The 12,367-nt window shown below is 64.8% G+C and carries 10 protein-coding genes; 3 read left to right on the top strand and 7 right to left on the bottom strand.

What is annotated here, in order from left to right; all coding sequences use genetic code 11:
* Nucleotides 1-48: 48 nt before the first annotated feature.
* From ispC to rpsB, 7 genes are all read right to left on the bottom strand, one after another.
* Complete coding sequence (ispC, locus tag CYJ10_RS25305) at nucleotides 49-1,227, bottom strand: 1-deoxy-D-xylulose-5-phosphate reductoisomerase (protein ID WP_101684197.1); 1,179 nt, start codon at nucleotides 1,225-1,227, stop codon at nucleotides 49-51.
* A 24-nt stretch (nucleotides 1,228-1,251) separates the two neighbouring features.
* Nucleotides 1,252-2,073: a phosphatidate cytidylyltransferase gene (locus CYJ10_RS25300; RefSeq protein WP_101684196.1), complete on the bottom strand. Its 822-nt coding sequence runs from the start codon at nucleotides 2,071-2,073 to the stop codon at nucleotides 1,252-1,254.
* Nucleotides 2,074-2,112: 39 nt separating this feature from the next.
* Nucleotides 2,113-2,883, bottom strand: coding sequence for an isoprenyl transferase (locus CYJ10_RS25295; RefSeq protein WP_101684195.1), 771 nt, complete (start codon nucleotides 2,881-2,883; stop codon nucleotides 2,113-2,115).
* A 52-nt stretch (nucleotides 2,884-2,935) separates the two neighbouring features.
* Entirely contained in the window at nucleotides 2,936-3,496 is a 561-nt protein-coding gene (gene frr, locus CYJ10_RS25290) for a ribosome recycling factor (RefSeq protein WP_101684194.1), read from the bottom strand.
* Nucleotides 3,497-3,604: 108 nt separating this feature from the next.
* Nucleotides 3,605-4,315, bottom strand: coding sequence for a UMP kinase (gene pyrH / locus CYJ10_RS25285; protein ID WP_066735314.1), 711 nt, complete (start codon nucleotides 4,313-4,315; stop codon nucleotides 3,605-3,607).
* A 304-nt stretch (nucleotides 4,316-4,619) separates the two neighbouring features.
* Entirely contained in the window at nucleotides 4,620-5,498 is an 879-nt protein-coding gene (gene tsf / locus CYJ10_RS25280; RefSeq protein WP_101684193.1) for a translation elongation factor Ts, read from the bottom strand.
* Nucleotides 5,499-5,665: 167 nt separating this feature from the next.
* Complete coding sequence (gene rpsB / locus CYJ10_RS25275; protein ID WP_101684192.1) at nucleotides 5,666-6,412, bottom strand: 30S ribosomal protein S2; 747 nt, start codon at nucleotides 6,410-6,412, stop codon at nucleotides 5,666-5,668.
* A 339-nt stretch (nucleotides 6,413-6,751) separates the two neighbouring features.
* Between rpsB and map the strand changes: the two genes are divergently transcribed.
* The 3 genes from map to CYJ10_RS35345 all read left to right on the top strand — a co-directional run bounded on the left by map (nucleotide 6,752) and on the right by CYJ10_RS35345 (nucleotide 12,308).
* Nucleotides 6,752-7,570 carry a type I methionyl aminopeptidase gene (map, locus tag CYJ10_RS25270; protein ID WP_101684191.1) on the top strand — a complete coding sequence of 273 codons (819 nt, stop codon included), beginning with the start codon at nucleotides 6,752-6,754 and terminating at the stop codon, nucleotides 7,568-7,570.
* 82 nt (nucleotides 7,571-7,652) lie between these two features.
* Nucleotides 7,653-10,226, top strand: coding sequence for a [protein-PII] uridylyltransferase (locus CYJ10_RS25265; RefSeq protein ID WP_101684190.1), 2,574 nt, complete (start codon nucleotides 7,653-7,655; stop codon nucleotides 10,224-10,226).
* 36 nt (nucleotides 10,227-10,262) lie between these two features.
* Nucleotides 10,263-12,308, top strand: coding sequence for a pseudouridine synthase (locus CYJ10_RS35345; protein ID WP_101684189.1), 2,046 nt, complete (start codon nucleotides 10,263-10,265; stop codon nucleotides 12,306-12,308).
* Nucleotides 12,309-12,367: the final 59 nt, after the last annotated feature.

Raw genomic sequence — 12,367 nt, 5'->3', positions numbered from 1 at the left:
CAAATCACCTCTTTCCAGATCCGGGCCTCGCCGCGATCGTGACGTCGATCAGCGGCCGGCCAGTTGTTTCAGCAGCGCCTGGGCGGCCTTGCGCGCCGCGGCATCTGCGGCGAGCACGCCGTCGAGCGACCCGGCCTCACCTTCGGCGGGTTGCTCCAGGACACCGGCCACCACGCGCGCGATGTCCGTGAACCGGATACTACCGGCCAGGAACGCCTCCACCGCTACCTCGTTTGCAGCATTCAGCACCGCCGGCGCCACACCTTCGGCACGCAATGCATCAAAGGCTAATCCCAGGCACGGGAAGCGTTCAAGGTCCGGCGTCTCAAAATGGAGGCCACCCGACACGGTCAGATCCAGCGGCGTGACACCGGAGTCGATCCGCTCTGGATAGGCCATGCCATAGGCGATGGGCGTACGCATGTCGGGGTTGCCGAGCTGCGCCAGTACCGACCCGTCGGCATAGGCCACCATCGAATGGACAATGCTCTGCGGGTGGATCAGCACCTCGATCTTGTCGGCCGGGGCGCCAAATAGCCAGTGGGCCTCGATGACCTCGAGCCCCTTGTTCATCATCGTGGCCGAATCCACCGAGATCTTGCGACCCATCACCCACTTCGGGTGCGCACAGGCCTGATCCGGCGTGATGTCGTGCAACGTCGACGGATCGCGGGTGCGGAACGGGCCGCCCGACGCCGTCAGCAGCACCTTCGACACCCCCGCGCCATAGCGCGGGTCACTGGTCGGCAGACACTGGAAGATTGCGTTGTGTTCGCTGTCGATCGGCAGCAGCGTGGCGCCGTGATGGTGCACCGCATCCATGAAGATGCTGCCCGACATCACCAGCGATTCCTTGTTGGCCAGCAGCACGCGCTTGCCGGCACGCGCGGCCGCCAGCGACGAGCGCAGGCCCGCCGCGCCGACGATGGCAGCCATCACGGCATCGGTCTGCGTATCCGCGGCGATCGATTCGAGTGCTTCGGGGCCGTAGCTGACTTCGGTCGCCAGGCCCGCCGCACGCAGCTTGCCTTCGAGCTCGCGCGCCGCCTCGGCCGAACCCACTACCGCCCGCGCGGGGCGGAATTCGACGCAGGCCGCGGCCAGCTTGTCCACCTGACGATGGGCGCTCAGCGCATGCACCGTGTAGCGGTCGGGATGACGGCGCACCACGTCCAGCGTGCTTTCGCCGATGGAACCCGTGGCGCCCAGAATCGTAATGCGTTGCATATAACCAGACGAATTCAGTTGTGATCAGACCCAGGACAACAGCAGTGCTGCCAGCGGGAATACCGGGATCAGCGCGTCGATGCGATCGAGAATGCCGCCGTGGCCAGGCAACAGCCGGCTGCTGTCCTTGATGCCGACCTGACGCTTGAGCAGGGACTCGAACAGATCACCGACCACGCTGGCCGCGACCAGCAGCGTCGTCAGCATGGCCAGCACGCCCAGACCCACCTTGTCGGCGATCAGCGAATACCAGGTGGGCGCGAAGGCATGGCTGACCGCCAGGCCAAGCGCGACGATCATCGCCAGCAACCAGCCGCCGATCGCGCCCTCCCAGGACTTGCCCGGGCTGATGGTCGGTGCCAGCTTGCGCTTGCCGATGGCCTTGCCGACGAAATAGGCACCGATGTCGGCCGCCCAGACCAGCACGGCGGCGGTCAGCAGCACGCCTACTCCGGCCACGCGCAGTGCCATGACCGCATGACCGAAGGCCGGCAGCATGATCAGCCCAAGCACGACACCCAGCACGGTAAACCCGGGGGTTGCCTTCCGTACACCGCGCGCCAGCAATACCAGCGCCACGCCCCAGGCCACAAGCGAAGCCTCAAGCAGCCAGTCGATGGCGAATCCGGATGGAGCGAGATGCCAGGCCAGCAGCGCCACCAGGCATGCCACGGCATAGACATAAGGCCACGGACGCGGCAGGCCGATCAGGCGGCCGAACTCCCATCCACCCAGCAGCACGATGACCGCCACCAGCACCGCCAGCGCCGTGGGCGGCGCCAGGAACAGGATCGGCAGGATCAACAGCAACAGGCATACGGCGGTGATAACGCGGGTCAGAAGCATGCGGCTGCGATTCCCGTAGGTATGAAGGTACGACCGGCCTCAGGCCGTTCCGGACAGGCCCGGCGCCACAACCTGGGCACTGGTCCTGCCAAACCGGCGCTCGCGCTGGCGGTACGACGCAAAGGCCTTGTCGAGCTCCGCGGCGTCAAAATCGGGCCAGAACGTATCGGTGAAATACAGCTCCGTATAGGCGAGCTGCCAAAGCAGGAAATTGCTGATGCGCTGCTCACCGCCGGTGCGGATGAACAGGTCCGGCTCCGGCGCATAGGCCATTGCCAGGTGCGGGGCCAGCAGCGACTCGTCGATCGACTCCCCGTCGAGCATGGGCGAGCGCGCCAGCATCTTGCGCATGGCCTGCAGCAGATCCCATCGGCCACCGTAGTTGGCGGCAATGGTCACCGTCAGACCCGTGTTGCCGGCCGTACGCGCCTCGGCGTCCTTGATCATCTGCTGGATACGGGGGCTGAAGCGCGCCAGGTCGCCCACCACGCGCAGGCGGATGTTGTTGGCGTGCATCCGCACCACCTCGCGGCGCAGGGCGGTCATGAACAGGCGCATCAGGAACGATACTTCGTCCGCGGGCCGGCGCCAGTTCTCGGAGCTGAACGCGAACAAGGTCAGGTACTGCACGCCCCGTGCGGCACAGGCCTGCACGATCTCGCGCACGGTATCCAGACCCCGCGTGTGGCCGGCCACGCGCGGCAGGTGACGCTTTGTCGCCCAGCGGCCGTTGCCATCCATGATGATGGCAACGTGTCGTGGCACATAGGTGGTATCGGGAACGCCGAGCGTCGAACTGATATGCTGCATGGATTCGCGGACGGTCTGGGACAACCCCGGCGGACGAGCCGCCGGGACGGCCTTACACCGTCAAGATCTCCTTCTCTTTCTCGGCGACGAGCCTGTCGATCTCGCCGACATACTTGTCCGTCAGCTTCTGGACGTCGTCCGTGCCGCGGCGCTCGTCATCTTCCGAGATGGTCTTGTCCTTGACGAGCTTCTTGAACTGCTCGTTGGCATCGCGGCGCAGGTTGCGCACGGCCACCTTGGCACCCTCGGCCTCGCCCTTCACCACCTTGATCAGCTCCTTGCGGCGCTCTTCGGTCAGCGGAGGCATCGGCACGCGGATCACGTCGCCCATCGTTGCGGGGTTCAGGCCCAGGTCGGCATCGCGGATTGCCTTTTCCACGGCCTGCACCATCTTCTTTTCCCACGGTTGCACGGTAATCGTGCGGGCATCGCCCAGGCCAACGTTGGCCACTTGGCTGATCGGCACCGGCGAGCCGTAGTAATCCACCTGAACGTGGTCGAGCAGGCCAGTGTGCGCACGGCCAGTGCGAATTTTCGCCAGATCGGCCCTGAAGGCTTCGATCGACTTCTGCATCTTCTGCTCGGCGCTCTTCTTAGTGTCGGCGACGGTCATGATTACCTCCGGAAAACAGCCAGACAGGATCCCGCCTAGCGGGATCGAAAATGGAACATTCTACTCTCAGGCCAGACCGAATCAGCATTTTGATGCGGTCCGGACTGCTTAAACGTGCACTAGCGTACCTTCGTCCTCGCCCAGGATCACACGCTTCAGGGCACCCGGCTTGACGATCGAAAACACCTTGATCGGCAGTTTCTGGTCGCGGCACAGGGCGAACGCGGTGGCGTCCATGACCTGGAGGTTGCGGGAAATGGCTTCGTCGAACGTGATCGTCGTGTAGCGGGTGGCGCTGGGGTCCTTCTTGGGGTCGGCCGTGTACACGCCGTCCACCTTGGTGGCCTTGAGCACGATTTCCGCGCCGATTTCCGAACCGCGCAGCGCGGCGGCCGTATCGGTGGTGAAGAAGGGGTTGCCGGTGCCGGCGGCAAAGATCACGACCTTGCCTTCCTCGAGCTGGCGGATGGCACGCGGGCGGATATACGGCTCCACCACCTGGTCCATACGCAGCGCGGATTGCACGCGGCCTTCGATATTGGCGTGGCGCATGGCGTCCTGCAGTGCCAGCGCATTCATCATCGTGGCCAGCATGCCCATGTAATCGGCCGTGGCGCGGTCCATACCGGCCGCACCGCCGGCAACACCGCGGAAAATGTTGCCGCCACCGATGACAACCGCCACCTGGACGCCCAGTTTCACGATTTCGGCAATGTCATTGACCATGCCTTCGATAGTCGCCCGGTTGATGCCGAAAGCATCGTCGCCCATAAGGGCTTCGCCGGACAGTTTCAGAAGGACGCGCTTGTAGGCTGGCATGTTCACCCTCGGGCAGGTTCTAGTCGCTCGTTTGAACGGATGGATGGGCGCGGGCGGCACAACGCAACTGCGCACCGGCCGCGCATGAATTTGGATTACTTGACAGCTGGAAAGCCGGTTTTCGCCGTCATCTGCCGGCATCGCCCCACTAAAGGCGCGCATATTGCAGGTGACTGCGAAAACTGACTGGCACGGCGCACGTGACAACCGTACTTGTGAAGAGGGGCACCTTTCGGCGCCCCTCGGCATTATACGGTGGCTGACCGGGCATCCCACCAGGGAAACCCGTCCGGCCACCCGGACATCAGCCCTTCTGGGCGGCAGCCACCTGGGCGGCCACTTCAGCAGCGAAGTCGTCCTGCTTCTTCTCGATGCCTTCGCCCACCACGTACAGGGTGAAACCCTTCACGCTGGTGTTCACGGCCTTCAGCATCTGCTCGACGGTCTGCTTGTCGTTCTTCACGAACGGCTGGTTCAGCAGCGACACTTCCTTCAGGTACTTCTGGACCGAACCTTCCACCATCTTGGCGGCGATTTCAGCCGGCTTGCCCGATTCGGCAGCCTTCTGCTCGGCGATGCTGCGCTCCTTGGCGATCAGCTCGGCCGGCACCTGTTCCGACGACAGCGACACCGGCTTCATGGCGGCCACGTGCATGGCGACGTCCTTGGCGGCGGTTTCGTCGCCGTCGAACTCGACCATCACGCCGATACGCGTGCCGTGCAGGTACGAAGCCAGCTTGCCACCGTTGGCGTAGCGCACGAAGCGGCGGATCGTCATGTTCTCGCCGATCTTGCCGATCAGGGCCGAGCGCACGGCATCAACCGTCGAACCGTCCATTTCCAGGGCCAACAGGGCAGCCACATCGACCGGCGCCTGCTTGGCGATCAGTTCGGCGATCTTGGCAGCGAAGCCCAGGAAATCGTCGTTCTTCGACACGAAGTCGGTTTCGCAGTTCAGTTCAACCAGCGAGCCCGTCGTGCCGTCGATGTACGTGGCCACGATGCCTTCGGCGGTCACGCGCGACGCGGCCTTGCTGGCCTTGTTGCCCAGCTTGACGCGCAGCAGTTCTTCAGCCTTGTCCAGGTCGCCATCGGCTTCCGTCAGGGCCTTCTTGCATTCCATCATCGGCGCGTCGGTCTTCGCGCGCAGTTCTGCAACCATGCTTGCGGTAATTGCCGCCATTTGTCACTCCTTGATTGGTTGTCCTCATCCGCGGCGAATCATATCCACGGCGGATGACAACTGAATCTGTTTGCAAAAAGGGGGCGCCAGAAGTGCCCCCTTTTCTTGGTTGCCGCAAGGCGGGCGCCAGTGGCCGGTGTATCCCGGCCTCAAGCGCCAGCAGGCAATCAGCCTTCCTGGACTTCGACGAATTCGTCGTCGCCGCCGCGAACGGCTTCCACCACTTCCTGCACCGCATTCGCACGGCCTTCCAGGATGGCGTCGGCCACGCCGCGCACGTACAGGGCAACAGCCTTGCTCGAGTCGTCGTTGCCCGGGATCACGTAGTCGATGCCTTCCGGCGTGTGGTTCGTGTCAACCACGCCGATCACGGGGATGCCCAGCTTGTTGGCTTCGGTCACGGCAATCTTGTGGTAGCCGACGTCCACCACGAAGATGGCGTCAGGAACGCCGCCCATGTCCTTGATGCCGCCGATGGACTTTTCCAGCTTTTCCATCTCGCGCTCGAACATCAGCGCTTCCTTCTTGCTCATGGTTTCCAGCGCGCCGGCTTCCTTGGCGGCTTCCATGTCCTTCAGGCGCTTGATCGAGATCTTGACGGTCTTGAAGTTCGTCATCATGCCGCCGAGCCAGCGGGCGTCGACGTACGGCATGCCAGCGCGGCCGGCTTCCTCAGCCAGGATCTCGCGCGACTGACGCTTGGTACCCACGAAAAGCACGGTGCCGCGGTTTGCTGCCAGCTGACGCACGTACTTCAGCGCGTCCTGGAACATCGGCAGGGTCTTTTCGAGGTTGATAATGTGGATCTTGTTGCGATGACCGAAGATGAAGGGGGCCATCTTCGGGTTCCAGAAGCGGGTCTGGTGGCCAAAGTGGCAACCGGCTTCCAGCATTTCGCGCATGGTCACGGACATGTGAGTTACTCCAAAAGGGTTAGGGTCTGAAGTCCGCCCCGACATTCCTGAAAAGGAACACCCCGGATGGGCGGACCAGCGATTTACTAAAAACAGCGATAATTTCCAACCCGCAGCAGTTCGTTTCCGGACCGTCAGCAAGTCAGCCCGCGATTGTAGCAACAAAGCAGCCCTTCCCTCAAGCCCCTTCGCAACCGCACGCGAACGGCCGATCCGCGTCCGCCGGGCCAGCCTCCCCCCGTATTTCCCTGCTTTCTCGTCACGAAGGTGAGATAATCCCGCTTTGCGAACAGTAAAGGCGCAGCTGCGGCTGGGCCATCACATTTCAGGCGAAGCAGCATGAGCATCCATATCAATACCGCCGAAGACATCGCCCAAATGCGCGTGGCTTGCCGCCTTGCCTCCGAAGTCCTCGACTACATCACCCCCTTCGTCAAGGTTGGCGTCACGACCGGAGAACTGGACCGCCTCTGCCACGCCTACATGCGTGATGTACAAGGAACCGTGCCGGCCCCGCTGAACTACGCGCCGCCGGGCTACCCGCCCTTCCCTGGCGCCATCTGCACGTCGGTCAACGACGTGATCTGCCACGGCATCCCGGGCGACCGCGTGCTCAAGGGCGGCGACGTGATCAACCTGGACATCACAGTCATCACGAAGGAAGGCTATTACGGCGACACCAGCCGCATGTTCGTGGTGGGCGAGGCATCGATCCTGGCCAAGCGCCTGGCGCAGATTACCTATGAATGCATGTGGAAGGGCATCCAACAAGTGCGCAATGGCGCACGTCTGGGTGACATCGGCCACGCCATCCAGACCCATGCCGAAGGCGCGGGCTACACCGTGGTGCGCGAATACTGCGGCCACGGCATCGGCAAGGTGTTCCACTCGGATCCGCAGATCCTGCATTACGGCCGTCCGGGCACCGGCATGGAAATCAAGTCCGGCATGATCTTCACGGTCGAGCCGATGATCAACGCCGGCAAGCGCGATATCCGTACGATGCCCGACCACTGGACGGTCAAGACGCGCGATCGCAGCCTGTCGGCCCAATGGGAACACACGGTGCTGGTGACGGACACCGGCTACGAAGTGCTGACGCTGTCGGAAGGTTCGCCCGTGCCGCCCGCGTTCATCACCGACACCGTGGCGGCCTGAACCCGCACCGAACGCCAGGGCGCCCACCAAGGCGCCCTTTCTTCTTCCAGCCGTGCCCACGCCTACCCTCGAACCGCCGCCCATGGACACCACGCCGGAACTTCTGCTCTGCCAGCGCATTCGCGACAGGCTCAAGGCCGACAAGCAGGCGCTGTTTGCCGAGTTCGACGCCAACAATCTGGTCACGCCACTGGTGACGAAGCTGCGTCGCGCCGTCGACGCCGCGCTGATCGAGGCCTGGACCGCCCTGGAACTGCCCGCCTCCGCCGCGCTGGTCGCCGTGGGCGGGTATGGCCGTGGCGAGCTGTTTCCGTATTCCGATGTCGACGTGCTGCTGTTGCTGCCCGGCGAGCCCGACAGCGACACGGCCGCCAGGCTGGAGCGCTTCATCGGCCTGTGCTGGGACCTGGGGCTGGAAATCGGCTCGTCGGTGCGTACCGTGGACGACTGCATCCGCGAGTCGGCGGCCGACATCACCATCCGCACGGCGCTGCTCGAGGCGCGCCTGCTGACCGGCAGCAAGACACTGCTGCAGTCGCTGCAGGAACGCTACCAGGCCGACATGGATGCGGCCGACTTCTTCCAGGCCAAGCTGCTGGAATTGCGCCAGCGCCATGCCAAGTACCAGGACACGCCCTACGCGCTGGAGCCGAACTGCAAGGAAAGCCCCGGCGGCCTGCGCGACCTGCAGGTGATCCTGTGGATGACCAAGGCGGCCGGCCTGGGCGACAGCTGGAAGGAACTGTTTGAACGCGGCCTGCTGACCGAGCGCGAGTCGCAGGAACTGAGCCGCAACGAACGTCTGCTGCGCACCATCCGTGCCCGCCTGCACCTGCTGGCGGGCCGCCGGCAGGACGTGCTGGTGTTCGACCTGCAGACCGCGCTGGCCGAGTCGTTCGGCTATCGCCAGACCACGCACAAGCGCGCCAGCGAGCAGCTGATGCGCCGCTACTACTGGGCGGCCAAGGCGGTCACGCAGCTGAACAGCGTGCTGCTGCTGAACATCGAGGCGATGCTGTTCCCGAGCGAGTCCAAGGTCACGCGCGTGATCAACGATAGCTTCGTGGAGCGCCAGGGCATGCTGGAAATCACCAGCGACGACCTGTACGAGCGGAACCCGCACGCGATCCTGGAAACGTTCCTGCTGTACGAGCGCACCCCGGGCGTGAAGGGCCTGTCGCCGCGCACGCTGCGCGGGCTGTACAACGCGCGCACGGTGATGGATGCCAGCTGGCGCAACGACCCCGTCAACCGCAAGCTGTTCCTGGCCATCGTGCAGGAGCCGCAGGGCATCACGCACGCGCTGCGGCTGATGAACCAGACCAGCGTGCTGGGGCGCTACCTGATCAACTTCCGCCGCATCGTCGGCCAGATGCAGCACGACCTGTTCCACGTGTACACCGTGGACCAGCACATCCTGATGGTGGTGCGCAACATGCGCCGCTTCGCGATTGTCGAGCACACGCACGAATTTCCGTTCTGCAGCCAGCTGATGGCCGGCTTCGACCGCCCGTGGGTACTGTGGGTGGCGGCGCTGTTCCACGATATCGCCAAGGGCCGCGGCGGCGATCACTCGAAGCTTGGCACCGTCGACGCGCGCCGCTTCTGCAAGCAGCATGGCATTGCGCGCGAAGACACCGACCTGATCGCCTGGCTCGTGGAAAACCACCTCACGATGAGCCATGTGGCACAGAAGCAGGACCTGACCGACCCCGACGTAGTGAACGCGTTCGCCCAGGTAGTGGGCAACGAGCGCTACCTGACGGCGCTCTACCTGCTGACCGTCGCCGATATCCGCGGCACCAGCCCCAAGGTGTGGAATGCTTGGAAGGGCAAGCTGCTGGAAGACCTGTACCGCATCACGCTGCGCGTGCTGGGCGGCGCCAGGATCGACCAGCATTCGCTCTGGGCACAGAAGCGCGACGACACCATCGCGCAGCTGCGCCTGAAGGCCTTCGACCCCGAACTGGCCAAGCCGCTCTGGAGCCGGCTGGACATGTCGTTCTTCATGCGGCACGATGCGCGCGACATCGCCTGGGTGACGCGACACCTGTTCAACAAGGTGAACAGCGTCGACCCGGTGGTCAAGGCACGCGTATCGCCCGCCGGCGAAGGGCTGCAGGTGGTGGTGTACGTGAAGGACCAGCCCGACCTCTTTGCGCGCATCTGTGGCTATTTCGAGCGCAAGGCGTTCTCGATCCAGGACGCCAAGATCGAGACCACGCGCGACGGCTACGCGCTGGACACCTTCCAGATCACCGACCCCGGCCTGGACGGCGACTACCGCGACATCCTCGCGCTGGTGGAGCATGAACTGGCCGAGCGCGTGCGGCTGGAATGCCCCCTGCCCGATCCGACGCAGGGCCGGCTGTCGCGCCAGTCGCGCAGCTTCCCGATCAAGCCGCGAGTGGACTTGCGTCCCGACGAACGCGGCCAGTACTACCTGCTGTCGGTGTCGGCCAACGACCGCACCGGCCTGCTTTACGCGCTGGCCCGCGTACTGGCCAAATATCGCGTGTCCGTGCATTCGGCGCGCATCAACACGCTCGGCGAACGCGTGGAAGACGTGTTCCTGGTCGACGGCTCGCCGCTGGCCGCCGACAACCGATTGCAGATTCAAGTGGAACAGGATTTGCTCGACGCACTGGCCATCTGATCCTCCGATGGCCGGCGCGCGAGCGCTTGGAAAGATATGACAGACAGCAACAAGCCCGGCCGCAAGACGCTGGGCATCAAGACCTCCACGACGGACGCACCGCGCAAGGCGAGCCGCCCGGTGCGCGTGTCGGACCTGAACCGCAAGCGCGTGCAGGAAGTGGTCACCGGCATCAAGCAGGCCAAGGACCGCGCGACCGACAAGGACAAGCGGGACAAGCGCAAGACCGCGCCGGCCGAAGGTGCGCCGCGCCGTTTCGAGGGCCAAGGCTCTGACCGTCCGCGTCGCTTTGAAGGCCAGGGGTCTGACCGCCCGCGTCGCTTTGAAGGCGAAGGCGCCGATCGTCCGCGTCGTTTTGAAGGCCAAGGCGCCGATCGTCCGCGTCGTTTTGAAGGCCAAGGCGCCGATCGTCCGCGTCGTTTTGAAGGCCAAGGCACCGACCGTCCGCGCCGCTTCGAGGGCCAAGGCTCCGACCGCCCGCGTCGCTTTGAAGGCGAAGGCGCTGATCGTCCGCGCCGCTTTGAAGGCCAAGGCTCCGACCGCCCACGCCGTTTTGAAGGCCAAGGCTCCGACCGCCCGCGTCGCTTTGAAGGCGAAGGCGCCGACCGCCCGCGTCGCTTTGAGGGCCAAGGATCTGACCGTCCGCGTCGCTTTGAAGGCGAAGGCGCTGATCGTCCGCGCCGCTTTGAAGGCCAAGGTTCCGACCGTCCGCGTCGCTTCGAGGGCGAAGGCTCTGATCGTCCGCGTCGCTTCGAGGGCCAAGGTTCCGACCGTCCGCGCCGCTTCGAGGGCGAAGGCGCCGACCGCCCGCGTCGCTTCGAGGGCCAAGGCGCTGATCGCCCGCGTCGCTTTGAAGGCGAAGGCGCCGACCGTCCGCGTCGCTTCGAGGGCCAAGGCTCTGACCGTCCGCGTCGCTTTGAAGGCGAAGGTTCCGATCGTCCGCGTCGCTTTGAAGGCCAAGGCTCCGACCGCCCCCGCCGTTTTGAAGGCGAAGGTTCCGATCGTCCGCGTCGCTTTGAAGGCCAAGGTTCCGACCGTCCCCGCCGTTTTGAAGGCGAAGGCGCTGATCGTCCGCGTCGCTTTGAAGGCCAGGGTTCCGACCGGCCGCGCCGCTTTGAAGGCGAAGGCGCCGACCGTCCGCGCCGTTTTGGCGATGATGGACGCACGGATCGTCCGCGCCGTGACGACAGCGCGCCGCGCCGTGGCAATGCGCCGGCACGCCGCTTCAGCGATACGTCGGACCGCGCGCGTCCGGTACGCGCCGAACGCAGCGAACGCCCGGCGCCGCAAGCCCCGGCCGAGCCGCGTGAAGATGGCCTGGTCCGCCTGTCCAAGCGCATGTCGGAGTTGGGCCTGTGCTCGCGTCGTGAAGCCGACGAATGGATCCCGCTGGGCTGGGTGCTGGTCGACGGCAAGCCCGTGACGGAACTGGGCACCCGCATTCGCCCCGACGCCGAGATCGAAATCCGCCAGGAAGCGCGCTCAGAGCAAGGCGAGCGCGTGACGGTGCTGCTGAACAAGCCCGTCGGCTATGTCTCCGGCCAGGCCGAAGACGGCTACGAGCCCGCCGCCGCGCTGTTCACGGCCGAGAACCAGTGGGAAGCAGACCCCACGCGCAAGCGTTTTGCGCCGTGGCAGCACAAGAACCTGGCCCCGGCGGGCCGGCTCGATATCGATTCCACCGGTCTGCTGGTGCTGACGCAGGACGGCCGCGTCGCGCGCGCCCTGATCGGCGAAGACTCGACCGTCGAGAAGGAATACCTGGTGCGCGTGGAGTGGGAATCGCCGCAAGGGCTGGTTGACCGCAACATCAGCGCCGTCTTTCCCGAAGACCAGCTGGAGCGCCTGCGCTTTGGCCTGTCGCTGGACGGCGTGGCGCTGAAGCCCGCCAAGGTAAGCTGGCAGAACGAGGAGCAACTGCGCTTTGTGCTGCGCGAAGGCCGCAAGCGTCAGATCCGCCGGATGTGCGAACAGGTGGGACTGAAGGTGGTGGGCCTCAAGCGCGTGCGCATGGGCCGTATCTCGCTGGGCGACCTGCCGCCGGGCCAGTGGCGCTTCCTGGGCCAGTTCGAGAAATTCTGAGGCGGCGCGAATCATCACGACCCGCCCCCCTCTCCCGCGTGTTCAGACCGGACACATAG

The organism is Cupriavidus pauculus (assembly GCF_002858765.1).
In the GTDB taxonomy this organism is placed as follows: domain Bacteria; phylum Pseudomonadota; class Gammaproteobacteria; order Burkholderiales; family Burkholderiaceae; genus Cupriavidus; species Cupriavidus pauculus_B.
Note: the sequence above shows the minus strand (reverse complement) of the source record. Positions and strands in the feature narration are given on the sequence as shown.